The 19376-nt window shown below is 46.2% G+C and carries 18 protein-coding genes; 15 read left to right on the forward strand and 3 right to left on the reverse strand.

Translation table 11 applies throughout. The features are described 5' to 3' along the window. Window positions 1–304: 304 nt before the first annotated feature. The 3 genes from JRI95_10595 to JRI95_10605 all read left to right on the forward strand — a co-directional run bounded on the left by JRI95_10595 (window position 305) and on the right by JRI95_10605 (window position 3777). Window positions 305–1258 carry an MBL fold metallo-hydrolase gene (locus JRI95_10595; protein MBW2061994.1) on the forward strand — a complete coding sequence of 318 codons (954 nt, stop codon included), beginning with the start codon at window positions 305–307 and terminating at the stop codon, window positions 1256–1258. A 247-nt stretch (window positions 1259–1505) separates the two neighbouring features. Further along, window positions 1506–2486: a GNAT family N-acetyltransferase gene (locus JRI95_10600; protein MBW2061995.1), complete on the forward strand. Its 981-nt coding sequence runs from the start codon at window positions 1506–1508 to the stop codon at window positions 2484–2486. 55 nt (window positions 2487–2541) lie between these two features. Continuing rightward, window positions 2542–3777, forward strand: a complete 1236-nt coding sequence (locus JRI95_10605; GenBank protein ID MBW2061996.1) for a glycosyltransferase — start codon at window positions 2542–2544, stop codon at window positions 3775–3777. An 85-nt stretch (window positions 3778–3862) separates the two neighbouring features. Here JRI95_10605 and hisF read toward each other — a convergent pair whose 3' ends face one another. Further along, a complete protein-coding gene (gene hisF, locus JRI95_10610) occupies window positions 3863–4627 on the reverse strand; it encodes an imidazole glycerol phosphate synthase subunit HisF (GenBank protein ID MBW2061997.1) in 765 nt (254 codons plus the stop codon). A gap of 26 nt (window positions 4628–4653) precedes the next feature. Continuing rightward, window positions 4654–5586: a GNAT family N-acetyltransferase gene (locus JRI95_10615; GenBank protein ID MBW2061998.1), complete on the reverse strand. Its 933-nt coding sequence runs from the start codon at window positions 5584–5586 to the stop codon at window positions 4654–4656. 107 nt (window positions 5587–5693) lie between these two features. Here JRI95_10615 and JRI95_10620 point away from each other — a divergent pair, with 107 nt between their 5' ends. Then, window positions 5694–6368 carry a PIG-L family deacetylase gene (locus JRI95_10620; protein MBW2061999.1) on the forward strand — a complete coding sequence of 225 codons (675 nt, stop codon included), beginning with the start codon at window positions 5694–5696 and terminating at the stop codon, window positions 6366–6368. A gap of 28 nt (window positions 6369–6396) precedes the next feature. Here JRI95_10620 and JRI95_10625 read toward each other — a convergent pair whose 3' ends face one another. Further along, window positions 6397–7038, reverse strand: coding sequence for an MBL fold metallo-hydrolase (locus tag JRI95_10625; GenBank protein ID MBW2062000.1), 642 nt, complete (start codon window positions 7036–7038; stop codon window positions 6397–6399). Between the two features lie 751 nt (window positions 7039–7789). On the opposite strand from JRI95_10625, the gene JRI95_10630 reads away from it, so the two are divergent. The 11 genes from JRI95_10630 to JRI95_10680 form a co-directional block, all read left to right on the forward strand. Continuing rightward, window positions 7790–8320 carry a polysaccharide biosynthesis/export family protein gene (locus tag JRI95_10630; protein MBW2062001.1) on the forward strand — a complete coding sequence of 177 codons (531 nt, stop codon included), beginning with the start codon at window positions 7790–7792 and terminating at the stop codon, window positions 8318–8320. Between the two features lie 127 nt (window positions 8321–8447). Beyond that, on the forward strand, window positions 8448–9689 hold the full coding sequence (locus JRI95_10635; GenBank protein MBW2062002.1) for an outer membrane beta-barrel protein: 1242 nt from the start codon (window positions 8448–8450) through the stop codon (window positions 9687–9689). A gap of 19 nt (window positions 9690–9708) precedes the next feature. Then, entirely contained in the window at window positions 9709–11430 is a 1722-nt protein-coding gene (locus tag JRI95_10640) for a hypothetical protein (GenBank protein ID MBW2062003.1), read from the forward strand. 81 nt (window positions 11431–11511) lie between these two features. Beyond that, window positions 11512–12345: a capsular biosynthesis protein gene (locus tag JRI95_10645; GenBank protein MBW2062004.1), complete on the forward strand. Its 834-nt coding sequence runs from the start codon at window positions 11512–11514 to the stop codon at window positions 12343–12345. Between the two features lie 3 nt (window positions 12346–12348). After that, window positions 12349–13527 (forward strand): AAA family ATPase, encoded by a 1179-nt coding sequence (locus JRI95_10650; GenBank protein MBW2062005.1) that lies wholly within the window; start codon window positions 12349–12351, stop codon window positions 13525–13527. 447 nt (window positions 13528–13974) lie between these two features. Next, window positions 13975–14556, forward strand: a complete 582-nt coding sequence (locus JRI95_10655) for a response regulator transcription factor (protein ID MBW2062006.1) — start codon at window positions 13975–13977, stop codon at window positions 14554–14556. Window positions 14557–14822: 266 nt separating this feature from the next. After that, a complete protein-coding gene (locus tag JRI95_10660) occupies window positions 14823–15140 on the forward strand; it encodes a hypothetical protein (GenBank protein ID MBW2062007.1) in 318 nt (105 codons plus the stop codon). Between the two features lie 275 nt (window positions 15141–15415). After that, complete coding sequence (gene cysC, locus JRI95_10665; protein MBW2062008.1) at window positions 15416–16027, forward strand: adenylyl-sulfate kinase; 612 nt, start codon at window positions 15416–15418, stop codon at window positions 16025–16027. A 156-nt stretch (window positions 16028–16183) separates the two neighbouring features. After that, complete coding sequence (locus JRI95_10670; GenBank protein ID MBW2062009.1) at window positions 16184–17884, forward strand: nucleotide sugar dehydrogenase; 1701 nt, start codon at window positions 16184–16186, stop codon at window positions 17882–17884. Window positions 17885–17980: 96 nt separating this feature from the next. Further along, the gene (locus tag JRI95_10675; protein MBW2062010.1) at window positions 17981–18991 is read left to right on the forward strand and encodes an NAD-dependent epimerase; all 1011 of its coding nucleotides are present in this window, start codon (window positions 17981–17983) and stop codon (window positions 18989–18991) included. 51 nt (window positions 18992–19042) lie between these two features. Then, a partial coding sequence (locus JRI95_10680; protein MBW2062011.1) for a hypothetical protein occupies window positions 19043–19376 on the forward strand: 334 nt, incomplete at its 3' end.

Genomic DNA, 19376 nt, shown 5'->3' on the forward strand with positions numbered 1-19376 from the left:
AGCTACTTATCTATGTTGTAGACACTACAACGCCAAGATTTATTCCTCGAAATAATAAATATTATCAATAAGATACACCATCCAATCTCACCAATGAATTCTGGAACATGGGTTGAAAATAGCTTCTGCCAGAGGGGCGGGGGCTCGCAATGAAATTCGTTAGTAAATGTTTGATCGCAACCTGGTATAAAAAGCGAAAGGCGCGATCTCAAAATTGACTCACATTTTTTTATGGGTATAATCGTAAGAGATCTGGCGGACAGTTTAACAGAACTTTATTTTCAAACCTAAGGAGGAGACGAAAATGAGTATTACCATCAACGAGGTGGAAAAGGTGGAGATTTTAACCCTTCAAGACAATTACATAGATATAGCCTCCGGGGACAATACCGAGATGTTGCAGAGAGCCATACCGTTAAAAGGACTGGAGGTTAAAAACAGTATTTTAGCTGAGCACGGTTTTTCCGCTCTCGTTACCGTAACCGCGGGTGAGCAGTCTCGCAGTATCCTTTTCGATTTCGGGTTTTCAGAGCACGGAGCAGCCTTCAATGCCGAGGCCCTGGACGCGGACTTTACAGGTGTGGAAGCCCTCACCCTCTCACACGGACACCTGGACCATGTTGGCGGTCTTAAGGAGCTCGTCAAGCGAGTGAACAGGAAAGGCGTTGAGCTGGTACTGCACCCTGTTGCTTTCAGGAATCCTCGTTACCTGAAAATCACCGAAGATTTTAAAGTCTATTTCCCCTCCTTCACCCGAGAGAAAGCTCAAGCTACCGGAGTTACCTTAAGAGAAACAGAAGGACCTTATCCACTTCTGGACGGTTCCCTTCTCTTCCTGGGGGAGATACCAAGACAGACCGACTTTGAGATGGGGATGCCAAACGCTCACTACGAAGAAGATGGAGAGGAAAAGTGGGACCCCATAGAAGATGACACCGCCATTGTTGCTAATGTCAAAGGCAAAGGGCTGGTCATCCTGTCCGGCTGCGCCCATTCGGGCATCATTAACACCGTTCAATACGCACAAGAGCTGACCGGCGTGAACAAGGTGTTTGCAGTGATGGGAGGTTTTCACCTTACCGGGCCCGACTTTGAGCCCATTATTGAACCCACGACCGAGAGTTTAAAGGAAATTGATCCGGAATACATCGTGCCCACCCACTGTACGGGCCGAAAGGCCATCATGCACATTGAGAAAGAGATGCCAGACAAGTTTCTTCTTAACATGTCTGGCACGAAGCTCACTTTCGCTGCATGAAAAAGAAAAATTAGAAAAATAGCAGAGGACGAAACATGTACCCTTTTGCAGCATTCGTCTGGAAAATCTACACCCTCGTGACTTGACATAAGGCCGTCCTTGATTATTATTGTTACTACAGGTAGATCCTAATAGCTTCATCTATCTTTTATGATAGTTTGCCTCAACCCTAGCGTTTTAGGACATATCTCGGGAAAAAATGCAGCCGTTTTGAGTCTGACGAGGTGTTACACAGGTATCCGTACTCATGAAATACAATATTGCCTTGGAGAGTTTTGAGAGCGTTTCTTCTTACTGGCTCGATTCTCATCATCCTTTGCAGTGGAATAGCGTTTTTGTGTTGCCTGGCTGGCTGCAGGTTTGGTGGTCAGAATTCGGAGCGGCGTCCAGCCTTTATTTACGCTCAATTAAGCAGGGAGAAGACGTGATCGGTATTGCCCCGCTCCTGATGAACGGGGGAAGCGCTTCCTTTATCGGCAGCGCTGATATTTGTGATTACCAAGATTTTGTTATCGCGCCGGGAAAGGAACAGGACTTCTTTAATGCCTTGCTTGATGATTTAGATCGGCAAGGTGTGACGCGCCTGGATTTGAGGCCTCTGCGCCCTGATTCCACGGTGCTTGCCTCTCTTGCGAACCTGGCTCGCGACCGGGGATGTCAGGTTTCTTGCGAGCCGGACGGTGTGACGCTGGAATTGGATTTGCCTTCTCGCTGGGACGAATACTTACAGACATTAAAGGGAAAACAACGTCATGAAATAAGGCGTAAACTTAGAAGGCTAGAGGAGGCAGCTGAAATAAACTACCGTGTGGTTGAGGACCCCGAAGCGGTCAAGGATAATATGGATATCTTCTTGGATTTTTTCCGGGAGAGCCGGAAAGATAAGACCGCGTTTATGACCGCGCAGATGGAGTCGTTTTTCAGGGCCCTGGCTTCGGCCCTGGCTGAATTTCAAATACTGAAACTCTGTTTTCTAGAACTGGATACAAAACCTAGCGCGGCCGTGATGTGCTTTGATTATAATGATACCCTTTATCTTTACAACAGCGGTTATGATCTTCAATTCGGCGCCCTGAGCGTCGGGGTAATTTGCAAAATACTCAGTATTAAAGAGAGCATTAAAAAAGGCAAGAAAAAGTATGACTTCCTGAAAGGCGCTGAAGCATATAAACATCACCTCGGCGGTAAAGAAGTCCCCTTGTCTCGATGCCAGATACTGCTTAGCTAATCGTGGATTGTTTTACCTAAAATTTTAAACCTTCTTGATAAAAGAGAGAGAACCAGTGCCAGCCAGACGACTAAAGATCGCCATGCTCAGCGTTCATAGCTGCCCGGTCGGGGAGCTGGGAACCAAAGACACGGGCGGTATGAGCGTTTATGTCCGTGAACTTGCCCGGGCCTTGGGAAACCGGGGACACACGGTTGACATCTTCACCCGTCTGCACGATCCGAAAGATAGTCAGATAATGGAACTTGGTGATAATGCCCGGCTTATCCATATTAAAGCCGGGTATAATGGTGATATGCATAAGATGGCCATCTATCCACACCTCGCCGACTTCCTGACCGCTCTGGAAAATTTCAGAAAACACGATGCACGGAAATACGACCTGGTACACAGTCATTACTGGCTCTCAGGTTGGGTCGGGGGGAAAGTGCAGGATTTATGGGCAATCCCCCATATCGCGATGTTCCATACCCTCGGGGCGGTCAAGAACGCCATTGGCGTGGGGGAGAAAGAGCCTGAACTTCGCGTTGCGACTGAAACAGAGATCATTAAGAGCTGCCACCGCATTATCGCCGCGACAAAGAGGGAAAAAGAGGAGTTGATGCGGTATTATAACGCTGTTCCAGAAACAATTGGCGTGGTACCTTGCGGTGTGAACCTGGAACTGTTTAAACCTGTTGATAAGAAAACCGCCCGCGAGCAGCTTGGCCTCAATCATGAGAGAAAGATCATCTTGTATGTCGGCAGAATTGATCCACTGAAAGGTGTTGACAGACTTATAACAGCAGGGGCATATCTTAAAAATAAATACGGACTCAAGCTGATCATCATTGGCGGCGACGATCAGCTCAAACCTGAATGGCAAAGATTGAAAAAACTGTCCCATAAACTGAGATTTCAGGATTCAGTTACCTTTGTCGGAAGGATAAAGCAGGAAGAGCTGCCTCTTTTCTATAGCGCGGCAGATGTCCTTGTCATAGCCTCTCATCACGAGAGCTTCGGCCTGGTCGCACTCGAATCCCTGGCCTGCGGAACACCGGTGGTGGCAACAAAGGTCGGAGGCATCGAAGGCATCCTACGCCAAGGGGAAACAGGCTACGTGGTGACAGACGATGTTCCCCGTTCACTTGCTACTAAAATAACGCAAATTCTCTCAAGACCGCACCCCGGCCTGAATCCCCCTGACTCGATACGTGCCTCGATCACCGGATTCTCCTGGTCAAATATCGCTGACGCCATGATCGAAGAATATGCCTTTATGCTTAAGCATGGGATAGCTCAAGCAGCCTGAGCTAATCTGAAATGCGCTCTGATGAAAAGAAAAACCTAAGCGGGGTTTGGGGGAGCTTTTTGGTAAAAAGTATTTTTCAAAAAGATTACAAATATACCTGTAAACCCCTTTCCTGCAAGTATTCTTTGACCTGTCTGATACGAAAAATCCGATAGTGAAACACCGAAGCGGCTAATAAAATCTGCGCGCCTCCTTGAACAGCGGCCTCATAAAAATGCTCCAGCTTTCCCGCCCCTCCTGAGGCAACCACAGGCAGGGTTACAGCATCCGAAATGGTCTTGGTATATTCTAAATCATAGCCTACTTGCGTGCCATCGCCGTCCATACTTGTTGGCAGAATCACGCCCGCGCCGAGTTCCTGACACTGCTTTGCCCAGGCCACGGCATCTTTGCCCACAGGCTTGGTGCCGCCTGCCACCACCAGCTCGAATCCAGATGGCATGGCCCTGTTCCTTCGAGCATCAATAGCCACCGTAACCCTGTCCGAACCGACCGTCTCGGCTGCCCGCCTGACCAAATCCGGGTCCCTGACCGCGGCGCTATTCATAGATATTTTATCAGCACCAGCTTTGATAACGAGCTCGATATCCTCCAGTGAAGCAATGCCGCCACCCACGGTCAGAGAGATATTTATGACGGACGAAACATTCTTAACCCATTCCAGCCTTGTCTTTCGATTTTCTACGGTGGCAGCGATATCCAGCATCGCCAGCTCATCGGCCCCTTCTTTTTCATAGAAGGCGGCATTCTCTATGGGATCGCCCGCATCTTTCAAATCCACGAAATGGACACCTTTAACTATCCGACCTTCTTTCATGTCCAGACAAGGCATAATTTTTATTTTGCTCATACCATCTCCTTATTTTTTTGGGGGACCTAAGCCAGAACCATTTCGTACCATAAAGTTGTGGAGAAGATCTCAAACCCGATAGATTCGTAAAGGGCGCAGGCAGCTTTGTTTTCACTGTCAACCGTCAATTCGACGAGTTCGATCAACTGATCCCGGAGAAAAGACAATCCAGCCAACAACACTACCCTGCCCAGACCTTTTCCCCGGAAATCCGGATCAACGCCCATCATGTGGATCCGGCTTTTATTTATTCCTCGTGTCAGGTTTTCCTTTGGGTTGAAGATTGTCCAGCAATAGCCAATGGGCCTTTCTTTATCGCATAGCAGAATGACACCGTCAATGGAGCAGCCGCTCGAGTTAAGGCAGTATAAAATTTCCTCGGCTGTATTGGGCTTAAACCCCCAGGTGCCTTCAAAGGAACGGTTCTGAATCTCGGTCAACTTGTCAACTTCACCTGCCTTGAGACTGCGGGCCATGAAGGCGACGGGTTTAGGCTTGGGCCAGGAAGCGTCAGAAAGCTTGAGCCTTAACTTAAAGAAACGCCGGACAGGCTTAAAACCCTGCCTTGAGAGCCAGCTCCTGGAAGCGACATTGGCTTCCGATATCTCCACCTGGGCGACTCCGGCCTCTAATTCTTTGGCGCGCTTGATGGCGTGCTGCAGCAGTCTGGTGGCCGTCCCTTCCCTCCTGTAATGTGGGTGAACTAAAAAATCAAATAGAACGCGCCCGATTTCCAATTCCGGGACGAGGCTGCAAAAACCAATGATTTTCCCGCTTGATTCAGCGAGAAATAGATTTTTTTCAGGGGTGTAGTTTGGACGATTTAGCTCCTCGGTCAGGGTTTGCCTGGAAAGATAACGTCCGGACCGATCAGATTGCTCGGCCTCGAGGTGGAGCTGAAGATATTTGTTGAAATCATCAGGATGATAGTTTTTAATGATACAGGAGAAATCGCTCATCTGTTTTATGAAAGCCCCGAGTTACCTATTATAGCAGTCTATTGCATATCAGACAATTAATGGTATCTTGAATCGAGGAGGTTAGTGTGACAGCGCCAGTTCATGCCATGGTAGTAACACCACATCCAGATGACGCAGAATACGGGATCGCAGGAACCGTGGCCCGATGGAACAAAGAGGGGAAGCAGGTCGTCTACGTTGTTTGTACGAATGGCGATAAAGGCGCCAGCGATCTCAACATGGACCCTCAAGAACTTGCCAGGATCAGGGAGAAGGAGCAGATGGCTGCGGCCAAGCTCCTGGGGGTCAGGGAGGTCGTCTTTCTTCGCCATGCGGATCAGACTCTGGAAGATACGCCTGAGTTCAGAAAAGAGATCGTCCGCTTGATCAGGACGTATCGTCCTGAGATTGTCGTAACCGCGGACCCTTACCGCCGTTATGTTTGGCATCGCGACCATCGAATCACCGGTCAGGTCACCCTGGATGCCGTCTTTCCATACGCCAGGGATCACCTTTCTTATCCGGATTTATTGGAAGAAGGCCTTCAGCCTCACCGGGTTAAAGAGATTTTATTCTGGGGCGCGGAGGATATAAACTTTCGCTCTGACATCACCGAGACCTTTGACCTCAAAATAGCCGCCCTTCGCTGTCATAAGAGCCAGGTCGCTTTCCTCGACACCCCGGAAGGTAGAGCCAGGCTGAGGCAGCGGTACCAAGACCTGGCTGAAGGGGAGGATTTTAAAATGGCAGAGGCTTTCCATCGAGTTCAAATCTTCTGGTAGCGCGCTCCTTAACGTTAAAAAAAATCAGTCAGGATGAGAGCCAGAGCACATCCCCGCACAGGTCCGGATCATGGGGGCGGGCGGAAAAGACCTCAAATTCTTGTTTCGCTTTCTTTAACGTCGTAGGGTCACCATGCCCGGGATAGACCTCGGTCTCATCAGGCAGTATAAAAATCTTCGAGGTTATGGACTTGACGATTTGCTTGAACGCGGCCGGCGACCCGGTCTTGCCCGGCCCTCCTGGAAATATCGTATCGCCCGCTATCAAACACTTGCCTGTTAAAAAGCACAGGCTGCCCGGGGTATGCCCTGGCGTGTGCAATACCTTGAGCTCAATGCTTCCCATGGATACCACATCGCCATCATTGAGCAGCAAGTCCGGGAATACGGGCAGTCCGTCGCTATCTGAGGCATGCGCGGCCAGGGGAACCTTCAGTTCTGATTTAACCTGGGTCAGAGCGCCGACATGATCCATATGGTCATGGGTCATCAGGATGTACTTTGGATTCGTTTCCTTCAGTCTTCCAAGGATCTTGCCTGCCTCGCCCGGGGCGTCTACCAACACGCTCTCTCCTGTCTGCTGGCATGTCAGGATATAGGCGTTGGTCCCAAAGGGTCCTAGCTCCAGTTTTTCGATTTGGATACTATCGTCTTTGACCATAACAACCATTGTTCTTTTCTCCCTGTGGCTGGAAAGTATACTTCAAGAAGGTTGAGTGACATTATCACGTCTTTAGTAAAGCAGGCAAGATGAAATTCATGCGGTGGATATTTGATAAGGCCCAGGGTCAAAAGGGTGCGTAAAACCCAAATCAACCTCATCCCATCACTTCAGGTGACCCTGCCTTCTTTGTTCAAGCCTTTTTTTTATTTTTCTTTGCATGTCTTGGTTCTTTTTCTAATACTTATTTCCTACTTTTTTTTAGTGAAAAACCAATAAAATCATACTTTCTTCGTATTGATTCGTCTCACGCCCTCAATTAAGATATAGTAAATTAGTTAAAATGATAATCACTAAAATAACTTACCAAGGACTATAAGCCGCCGACCAATAAAGAGGAGAAGAAAAAAAACCCCAGGACCTTTGTGGAACTACCCTCCTAATTCAAGATAACGCCATCACATTGACAGAAGTATAGTTCTGCTGGCATGAACTGAGCTTGTGTTGTCTTTAGGATTAAAACCTGGCCCGGTATTTTATATTTAGCTAGACGCGCTTAAAAGATTGATTTTTAGCTATAATTTTGATAGAGTAACTTAACTTCAGTTGCCTCAGATCAGACCGGCGGTCGTTGTATGTGCATAAGATGCCTGCTAAAAAAGGCCTATTGTCAAGGAACTTCAAAAATCGATGCAACTGGGTATCTAAAAAGGAGAGAGGTGCTCCAGTGAAGAAAATTCTGTGTCATGTCCTGGCCTTTATGCTCTTGCTGGCAATCAGTCCTTCAGCTTTGGCCGGTGAAAATTCCGATCGGTACAGAATTAGTTCTGGTGATGTTCTGGAGATTTCGGTATGGAGGGACGAGAGCCTGAGCAGGCAAATCATAGTTCCTCCTGATGGCTTCATCTCCTTTCCTCTTATTGGAGACATTGATATATCCGGCATGACTGTGACTCAGCTCAGGGAGGTCGTGACAAAAAAAATAACAGAATACGTCCCGGATGCAACGGTGACCGTTTTATTGGCGCAGATTAACAGCCTCAAAGCCTATGTCATTGGCAAGGTGAACAATCCAGGTCAATTCACTATTGATATGAATACCAATGTTATGCAGATCCTTACCATGGCTGGAGGCCTCAATCAATTTGCAGACTCAAATAGAATCCTGATCCTGCGGAAGCAGAAAGACAAAACCATTAAAATACCTTTTAATTATAAGGAGGTGGAAAAGGGGGGAAATCTAGATCAAAACATTGTGCTTCAACGGGGAGATGTAATTGTTGTCCCCTGACCTTAAACCGCTGGCTTGGAAAGATAAGGATCAAACGTCCAGGCAGTTCCCTTTAGGTTGATCCCTTTATTTTGCAATTTTTTATGTGTATGAGACAATTATATAATAGGTGGAGGATCGGTTCGAGATGTCATTTGTAACTATGAAAGTTCGCACGATATCGCTCTGCTTCTGTCTGCTGTCCCTTTGCGTGTTGACCTTACCTCAAAATTCAGAAGCCGCCGGAAATGTCATGATCACGCCTTCCATTCAAATCCAGGATGGATATGACAGTAACATCAGTTTTACCAAGATAGACGAAGAGAGAGACTTTTACACTGTCATTAGTCCGGCCTTTGTCATGGATTATGGCACTGAACTCCTGACGCTTAACGCGGAAGCAGACCTGGATCTTGTCCGTTATGCTCAAGAAAAACAGCGAAACAGTGATCAATGGCGACTTGGGCTTAATGGTAATTATATGATATTTGAAAGATCACAAGCCAGTTTCGCTCTTTCATATATTAACGATATAACCCTTCGCTCCGAACTCGAAGAGACGGGGCTGGGGTACATCCGATCCGGCCGAGAGCGATATCTCGCAAGCGGTGGATTTTCTAATCAGATGAGTGAACGTTCAGAAATGGGATTCAACTACACTCACACAAAAACCGAATATGAGTGGTCCGGGAACGTGGATTATGATACCGACGCAATTACTTGTGAATATGTGCGCCAGTTGGCCAACCAGCGCGACAGCATCACCATCCAGCCAAGTTATTCGAGAACCGACTCCCGGGCCAATAAAGTTGATACTTACAGTCTTTCTCTTGGTTGGTCCCATGCCTTCAGTGAAACGGCTGGCTTGAGTATGACCCTTGGCGGCCGCCATACTACAATCCGATCTCGCTTGGTCCAGCCCCAAATTATAGATGACCCAACGCAGTCGCCCCCCTATCAGGTGATCTATACCGAGGTCGATCAAAGTGAAAAAAAATGGGGGTTTACGGCTAATTTTAGTCTTACCAAAAAAGGCGAGAGGCACTCCACAGCCTTGGGTTATAATCACGATATCAGTTACACCTCATTGGGGGAGCCGATAGAAAGGGATAAAATCTCTATTAGCGGCAGCTTAATGATAACGGAACGAACCAGAGTCGGCCTTTCAGGAAGCCTCTATTTCAACCGATCTGAAAGTGAAACTTATGAGGTTGACAGCCGGTATTATCAGGTGCGCTCCTTTATATCCTATCAGATTACAAAGAACGGTTCCTTGCAGATCGAGTATAGTTATGCCGACAGTACAGATTTTACTTTAACTGGCGACAATGAGGCCATTCGCCACAGGGTGTTGGTCTCATTATCCTTTGGATTCCCAAAAGCAATGTAACAGGATTCCTTTATTTATTATGAAAGATCAACAGATACAATTGGACATATGGGGGGTTATTAGAAGGCGAAACTTAGGCTTTCTTTTAATCTTCCTTCCTGTCTTGGTGGCCTTTGTGGTCACCGCGCTTTTACTGCCTGCAGTTTATCGTTCCCAAACGACCATCCTCATTGAGGGGCAACAGATCCCAACGGAGTATGTCAGAACAACTGTGACAAGCTATGTTGAAGAACGATTGGAGATCATTAAGCAAAGGGTCTTGAGTCGGACGAAGCTGATAGACATCATCACCAAGCTCAATTTATACCCCGATATGCGAAAACAGCATACTTGGGGAGAGATTGTTGCGAAAATGCGAAAAGACATTTCTATTAAGACGATAAGTGCCGAAGTGGGGGGTGGAAGAGGAGGAGCCCGTTCGGCAACAATCGCCTTCATGCTTCTGTACGAGGGCCGCAGACCTTCACAAGTGCAAAAAGTGGCCAATGTATTAGCTTCCTTGTATCTTGAAGAAAACATACGAACCAGAGAGAGGCGTGCCGCAACGACCACTCAATACCTGCAGGACGAATTGAAAAGTGTCAAAAAAGAGCTGAATAATATCGAGCAAAAGATCAGTAAATTGAAAATTGAACACCTAGGGGAACTGCCTGAGTATACTGAAGTCAATCTTTCAGCACTCGGGAGGCTCAACAGGGATCGTGATCAAATCAATATGCGGATACATTCTCTTCAAGAAAGAGAGGTATATCTCAAAGCTCAGCTTGCTCTTCTTGACTCCCAAATTTCTGCGGTTGACGAGAAAGGTAACCCCATAGATAACCCTCGTGAACATTTGAAAAAGCTGGAATCAACCCTCCTGGCCATGAAAGCCGAGCTTTCTGATAAGCATCCTGATGTCAAGCGGTTGAAAAGACAAATCAGGGAACTCGAAGTTCAAGTTCAAAAAACAGACAACTCTAGAGCGAATCCGCAGCGGCTGCAAGAATTGCAAAGTCAATTGACCGAATTAAAGGCCAAATATGGGCCGAAACACCCAGACGTCCTCAGAAAGACAAGAGAGATTCAATCCCTTACCCGCGGGGATGACTCAACAGGGCGAACAGATCAAAAAGTTGACAATCCTGCCCTTGTTAACCTGAGAGTCCAAGTAGAATCTACAAGGATGGAAATAGAGAACCTGGTTAAAGAAAGGGTGAAAGTTAAAGAAAGAATCGAAATGTATCAAAAAAGAATCGAAATGGCCCCTCTTGTCGAAAGAGAATATAATAGTCTGCTTCGCGACCATGAGCATACCAACCGGCGATACAGCGAGATAATGCATGCGCTTGCCGAGGCAAAAGCGGCCCAGGCATTAGAAGAAACACAAAGGAGTGAACGCTTTACCATCATCGAACCGGCTCATTTGCCAGAAAAACCTTACAAGCCCGATCGAGTAGCCATTGTCTTGGTGGGCTTGGTCTTAGCCGTGGGCGCGGGTGCCGGTTTCGCCGGAATCCGGGAGAGCATGGACAACACTGTTAAAACAGCCGACGAGCTCACTTATTTGACAGGTCTGCCTTTACTGTCGGTCCTACCTCTCGTCAAGACAGACAAAAAGCGGCGGGCCACAAGATTGAAAATCATTGCTCTTTTGGGGGCTGTTATCGTCGTAATTGCTATCGGGCTGCTCCTGGTGCACATATTTGTCACTCCACTGGATATTTTATGGATTAAAATCCAAAAGAGGCTGATGTTATGAGGTGACAGAAGAGCCTCAATTTTTATGATTACGCCAGTCAATTAAACTAGAGATATAGATTCTCACTGGAGGAAGGCGCTCGTGAGTAAATTGAAAAAGGCTTTGGAAAAGGCCAAGGAAACCAGAGGAGAGGAAAACGAGGCAGTTGTTCAGGCCGAGCAAGCTAGGCCGAGCACCTCGCTTTCCCAGATTGAGAAGGAAATGGAGCGCCCACAGGAGGAAATCAAACCAACCTATCGCCAAACCAAAGTCATAAATATTAACCAGGAATACCTTCGGAAAAACAAAATCGTATCGCTTTTCTACCAGGATGAAACAGCCGATCAAATTCGTATCCTCAGATCTCAGGTCTTGGAAAAACTGAAGGAGTCCGGAGGAAACAGCATTCTGATTTCCAGCCCGAACGCTGGTGAAGGTAAGACGATTCTGGCAATAAATCTCGCATTTAGTATTGCCCAGGAAGTAAGCCGAACCACCCTTCTGGTGGACGCTGACCTGAGAAAGCCCTTTATACACCGTTACCTGGGATTCGAGGCTGAGCAGGGACTATCTCAGTACTTATTAGGAGAGGCGGAGCTGCCCGACTTATTGATTAATCCAGGCATAGAAAAACTTACCATACTCCCCGGAGGCAAACCGTTACCAAGCTCCACTGAGCTTCTCGGAGCCCCGCGAATGCAGTCGCTTGTTAAGGAGCTGAAAGGACGCTATAGCGACCGCTATATCATCTATGACACCACGTCGCTCTTGACCCGTGCCGACCCGATTGTATTTTCACATCATATTGATGGTATTATACTGATCGTCGAAGCTGAGAGAACTTCAAATAAGGACCTTCAGCGGACAATGGAACTCTTAAAAGACAGACCGATCGTGGGGACATTATTCAATAAGGCAAGGGACGTCGGGCTTTAGCTCATGTACGAATCTTTTTACGGCTTCAAAGAAAAACCTTTTAACCTGCTGCCTGACCCGGAGTATCTTTACATGAGTCCGGGCCATGAGAATGCATACACCCATCTTGAGTATGCCATAAAGGAAAACAAAGGCTTCGTGGTCATCACCGGTGAAATCGGGTCAGGGAAAACCACCCTCATCAACTACCTCTTAAAAAAAATCCCTCAAGATATTCAGGTTGGAATCATAAATAACGCTGATGTGACTCCATTGCAGTTCATCAAGATGATCTGTCAGGAGCTTGAGCTCGAAGTACACGGTATGGATAAAGCAGAGATGCTCGATCGTTTCAATCGCTTTCTGCTTGAGCAGTTTTCCAAGAGAAATCGAGTTGTACTGATAATTGACGAGGCCCAGAACCTGCCCAGCAAAACGATCGAAGAAATACGGATGCTTTCCAATTTAGAAACAGAAAAAAATCACCTGATCCAAATTATACTCGTCGGGCAGCCCGAGTTGAGATACAAGCTTCAGACTCGGGGGCTGGCTCAGTTCGCCCAACGGGTTACTGTTCATTGTCATCTTGACGGCTTGGGTCAAGGCGATGTGAAGAAATATATCTCTCATCGTCTACAGGTTGCTGGGGCTAAGAACCTGAACATTTTCGATAAAGGAGCAATTGAAGCTATTTATCAATATTCCCATGGCGTTCCGCGCATCATCAATACTCTCTGTGATACGGCGTTGGTCTATGGTTATGCGGATGACCTTAAAGCCATTGATAAAAAAATCATTGAGAATGTTTTTGAGACAAGAGAAATCGGTGGAATCTTCTTTGAGGACAAGGAGACTGAACAGCCTTCGATCCCATCCCCTATTTCTGATAATGGTGCGCTAAAGCAATTGAACAGCCGACTTCAGTCCATGGAAAAAAGAGTGCTTCAGCTTGAAAATGTCGTCGCCGGTATGGAGCAGCAGTTTAATCTGGTGCTCAATAGCAAAGAAAAGAAAGATGATCTTGCTATTGAACTTTTTAAAATGCTTAAGCAGAGTATGGCCAGCCGAGGAAAGCTAACCGCGAAATATGTCCAATTAAAACTGGAGATGGAAAGGAATAAGGGGGGAGCTATTGAGGTTAAAAGAAAACCCAAGCCCTCGCTTTTTTCTCGCCAGAAACCCAAGGAGGTAAGAAAGGAATAAGGGCTGGCACTTTCGGCTTGATAGATCGAGCCTCACCAAGGCTTTCATGTATAGGATTTTACTTGCTTTTTGGACCGAAAGAATATATATTAAAAAACGATGTTTCATCTGGGGGAGTAACAATTTCTTCTTTTCTAAAATCAGGTTTTAAGTATTACAATCAGGTTCAATACTGAAAACTAATTTTTTTCCTGGTTGATTTTACATTTATGTTAAGATATCCTAGTTGTAACTTGATTGCGGTTAGTCTCTCGACCGCTAAGCCCGGTTATAAGATCTTTGTTTCATTTCCGTGGGAAAGGATGTTACCATTTTCCTGTTTTTCATTTGAATCGTGAGTTACTGGATTTCTAAAAAAAAATGAGCCAAAGCTTGACAAAATTACCGGATAACACCATTTGCGTGGTTGGACCGCGAAAAAGTCAGAATGAATTAATGAGGTCCTTCTTGGAACGGGAGATTGGGACAAAGTGTCAGGCTGGCGGTGACGGTTACCAAACCCCCCGCAACCTTAATAAAGATATGACCCATCCAAGGCTTATCCTTTGGGATTGTCAAGGAAAAGATGAGGATGAATGTCTATATGATTTTGACTCTAATTACAAGGATGAGTCGTCTCAGGACCTGATAGCCTTTATTAACGTCCAGGCCGACCTGGCGATCGAAGAAGAAGCGGTAGCCAGAGGAGTTCGGGGTCTCTTTTACGAGCCGGAGGTCTTGGATTTCCTTCCTAAAGGTATTCGAGCTATTTTTAAGGGTGAATTGTGGCTGTCCAGGCAGGTGATGAGCCAGTATATTTTACGGAAACGATCATTTGTTTCAAATCATCCCAAGAAAGCCTCAAAAATACTTTCTCAAAGGGAGATTGAAATCCTAAGTTTAATCTGTATCGGGGCGACTAATGAAGAGATTGCACAGGAACTTACTATCAGCCCCCATACAGTTAAAAGTCATATCTATAATATTTTTAGTAAAATTAACGTTCCAAACCGTCTTCAAGCAGCTCTTTGGGCAGGTAAGAATTTATAATAATTGTTCTATTACTTAAATTGAAAGCTCCCAGGATACGGACTCAGGTCCTGGGTTAATCTAGGCAGACTCTATCGTGTCAAATGTGCCGAATTATCAAATTCTCGATATAATAAGGAAACGAATAGTAAGGAAAAGTTATTATTCACTCCTTTTTTTAATACTTTTTTCTTATCTTTTAATAAATAAATCAGGGAAAATCATACTTTATTCGTATTGCACTTTTAGTGAAAACTATTTAGCGTTAATGGTGGGATGAGCTGTTTATGAGAGAAGCAAGGCGCCTAGAAAGATTTGATCTTGAACTCCCGGCCACGCTTAAAGTGGTCAATGATGAAGAGGAAGAAAAGAAGATTCTGAATCTTCTGACTAGTAACATCTGCGCTGGTGGCGCATATTTTTATACTAAACAGCCGCTTACCGTGGGGACCGAAGTAAAACTGGACCTTGTCCTCACAATCGAAGAATTAAAAAAATTGAAAGGAAAACAGGCCTACATTAAAGTAAGTGGGAAAGTAATTAGAGCCGAATCAAATGGAATGGCCATCTGTTTTAATGACGACTACTCTCTTAGATCCCTCTGATAATATCATCAAAGTTAGCCCACTAAATTTTTTATCCTATGTAAATTCTATTTCTTCACGCGGCAGTAGTAATTGGCATATCAAGTCAGGACCATGGGATTCATCCCCGCGAAACGCCGGTATAACACGCCTCAGAAATATTCCTGCCTTTGATACTTGCGCCGGCCTTGTTTTAGAAATAATTGTGCTGCAGAGGCCCAGGTCGAGTCCATGTTGGTTTGTGCCATAATAAAATTGGATAATTTATCCTTATGGAAAAGTTAGGAGCAGAGCAAATGAAGGAAAGTTGGATGGGTAAAGGTTTCTGTGTCTGGTTTACCGGGTTGAGCGCCTCAGGCAAGACCACCCTGAGCAGGCTTCTTCAGGAGACCCTCTTAGAGCGGGGCCTGCTTGTGGAAATCTTAGATGGTGATATCATTCGAAAAAATTTAAGCAAGGGTCTGGGTTTCTCCAGGGAGGATCGAAACACGAACATTCGGCGCATCGGCTTTGTCGCCCATCTCCTGGCCCGCAATGGCGTGGCTGTTATTGTAGCCGCCATTTCCCCCTATCAAAGCGCCCGGGATGAGGTTCGGGCGGAGATTGGTGATTTTGTCGAGGTCTTTCTTGATTGTCCGTTAGAAATCTGTGTGGAAAGGGACCCCAAAGGCCTGTACCGTAAGGCCCTGGCCGGTGAAATCAAGCATTTCACCGGCATAGACGACCCTTATGAAGTCCCTGAAAACCCTGAGGTGGTGGTTCGCACGCACGAGGAAAGCCCTGAGGATGGCCTGGCGCGGATTATCCGCACCTTAGAGAATCTGGGGCGCATCCCAACCTTTTCCGGCGAAGATTACTTAGAAGCAAAGGCCCAGGTTATTAAAAACCGACAGACCGAACTAGGATAGTTGTAAATGTTCCTGTATATGCGCCTTTAAAAAAAGTATGGCACAGGGGATGTTTATTATATTATAAATAACTGAATGATCATCTTCTTATCATTCAGGGCATCTTTACATGATTATGACGAAAATTTATAAGGAAGACTAATTTATAAGGCGATTATGCAGGATCATACATTACAGGTTGGAACGGTTGAAGAAGATGAGCTTAAGATTAGAGAGTTCTCATTAAGCCCTGATGGGGAAAAATTCAAGCTGCCTGATGAAGATGATTACAGGCGAGAATGGGCCAGGCTCCAGGAACTGGTAAAGATCCAGAGGGAGATGGACCGGCAGATTGTGGTGGTGATAGGCATTGGATTTGTGGGAGCCGTCATGGCCGCAGTGGTGGCCGACTCTGTGGATAAAAACACCGGAAACCCCAATAAATTTGTAATTGGGATGCAGAGGCCAAGCACAAGGAGTTTTTGGAAAATTCCGTTGATCAACAAAGGTGTCTCTCCGGTTAAAGCCGAAGATCCTGAAGTAAGCCCGATGATCGAACGCTGTGTTAAGGAGAAAAAAACTCTCATTGCGACCTTCCACAATGATATTCTGAAGCTAGCGGATGTGGTAATCGTTGATGTCCAGTGTGATTTCCTCAAGCACGACCTGGGCAATCTTAAGACCGGTCAGGCGGACATCAACGCCCTGGAGGAGAGCTTCAGAACAATTGGCGAGAAGATAAATCCAGAATGCCTCGTCCTAATTGAGACAACCGTTCCACCGGGCACAACCGAATATGTGGGTTATCCTATTATTAAAAGGAGTTTCAAGCGGCGTGGCATCGAGGAAGAACCATTGTTGGCCCATAGTTTTGAAAGGGTTATGCCAGGACGAGAATATGTCCGGTCTATCAGGGATTTCTGGCGGGTATGCAGCGGCATAGATGAGAAAAGTCGGGAAAGGGTTGTCCAGTTCTTATCCGACGTCCTTAACGTTGAAGAATATCCGCTCACTGTCCTCGATCGGCCTATTGAAAGTGAAACCTGCAAGATAGTGGAGAACAGTTATCGGGCCACAATCTTGGCCTTTTTGCACGAATGGAGTCTGTTTGCTGAGACCAATGGTGTTGATCTCATCAAGGTAATCAAGGCCATTAAAGTCCGCCCTACCCACAGCAATATCATTTTCCCGGGCCCGGGCATAGGAGGTTACTGTCTGCCCAAAGATGGGGGTCTTGGTTTATGGGCTTACAAACATCTTATGGGGTTTGAAGCAGACATCTTCAAGATCACCCCGGAGGCCATCAATATCAATGACACTCGAGCCTTGCATGTAGCCCAATTAATTCGAGACGCTTTGAGAAACATGGGGCGAATTGTTGCCGCGTCCCAGATCACCATATTGGGAGTATCCTACCGGGAAGACGTGGGGGATACCCGTTACAGCGGTTCAGAAATCATTATTCGAAAACTGACCGAAATGGGAGCTGAGGTAAAGGCTCATGACCCCTATGTTTCGCACTGGTGGGAGTTGGAGAAACAGGAGAGTTATCCGGCTTCTGGCGCCAGCTGGTCCAGATTCTTCCGCAACCAGGAGCACTTGAGTGAATTCCGTATGACATCAGAACTGTCTGAAGCATTAAATGGAGCGGAAGGCATCATTTTTGCGGTTCGGCATAAACACTACCTGAATCTGGACCCAGAGGAAGTGGTCAGCATGACCGGCGGGCCTGTGGCCATCGTGGACTGCTTTGGTATTCTGGATGATGCCATCATAGAAAAATACTTTGAACTGGGTTGTGAAGTCAAGGGCCTGGGACGGGGGCATATCCAAAGGATCAAAGAAAAGGTTCACAGAAAAAAGTTAGGTATGACATGAAGCCAATTAGCGGAACCTTAAGAAATGAACCGAGAAAAGCTGTGGGATTGTTTCTAGGCGTGGATAAACACGGATTAGCAATTAGGTGAGATCAAGATGCACATACTGGTAACAGGCGCGGCTGGTTTTATTGGGTTGCATTTGAGCAAACGACTTCTGGAAGAAGATCATTCTGTCGTCGGCCTGGACAATTTAAATGATTATTACAATGTTCAGCTCAAAAGGGATCGTTTAAAACAACTTAAGCCTTTTGATGCCTTTTCCTTTTGCCATTTGGACATGGTGAACCAAAAAGGAATGGAAGGAATCTTTGCCAAGCATCGCTTTGATCGTGTCATCAATCTTGCGGCCCAGGCAGGGGTGAGGTACAGCCTGACGAACCCCCATACTTACGTGGATAGCAACATCAAGGGCTTTCTTCATATTTTAGAAGGCTGTCGCCATACCAAGGTGCCTCATCTTGTTTTTGCTTCCAGCAGTTCGGTCTACGGTCTGAACACTCAAATGCCATTTTCAGTGCATCATAATGTGGATCATCCGGTCAGCCTTTATGCGGCCACTAAAAAGGCCGGCGAACTCATGGCCCACACTTACAGTCACCTTTACGGATTACCTACAACCGGCCTTCGTTTCTTCACTGTTTACGGGCCATGGGGACGACCGGACATGGCGCTCTTTCTCTTTACCGATGCCATATTAAAAGCCCGACCCATTCAAGTCTTCAATCATGGCAAGATGAAACGTGATTTCACCTACATTGATGACATTATTGAAGGTGTAGTCCGTGTTATGGACCACATTCCTCAAAGCAATTCCGAGTGGAGAGGAAATGAGCCGGATCCGGGGTCGAGTCCTGCACCCTACCGTCTTTACAATATAGGTAACCACAACCCGGTCCCGCTTATGGATTTTATTGAAACAATTGAGTCCGCATTAGGCAAGAAGGCGGAAAAGGAATTTCTGCCAATGCAGCCCGGAGACGTTCCGACCAGCTTCGCCGACGTGGAAGATCTGGTTGAAGCCGTGGGTTTCAAACCATCTACACCCTTAAGCGAGGGAGTTAAAAAATTCGTGGCCTGGTATCGCGATTACTATGGAAAGAAGTGAAAAACCTTTTTCTTTTTTTTAAGGTGCTGGTGAAAGTATATGAAGCCCACAATGAAAAAGATAATTGCCAGATTGACAGGTCTTAATATTCGACGACTAATCTTTTATGAGCTACCTTTAGACTTATCGCTGGAAGTGCCGAAGCCGAAAAAGGAGGTGATTTTCAGAGAGATCATAAAAGACGACCTTTCAAAGTTTGGAAGACTTATCGGGGAGAAAAGAATACCCAAAATGCGAGATCGTTTTTCCCAAGGGCGATTGTGTTTTGGAGCTTTTGATGGAGAAGTTCTTGTGAATTTTTGCTGGTTCAGTTTATCGGATGAATATGATATACATACCGAGACGACAATCTCTGTTCAGCCAGGCGAGGCTTATGCTTATCACG

Source organism: Deltaproteobacteria bacterium (assembly GCA_019308995.1).
Lineage (GTDB): Bacteria > Desulfobacterota > Desulfarculia > Adiutricales > JAFDHD01 > JAFDHD01.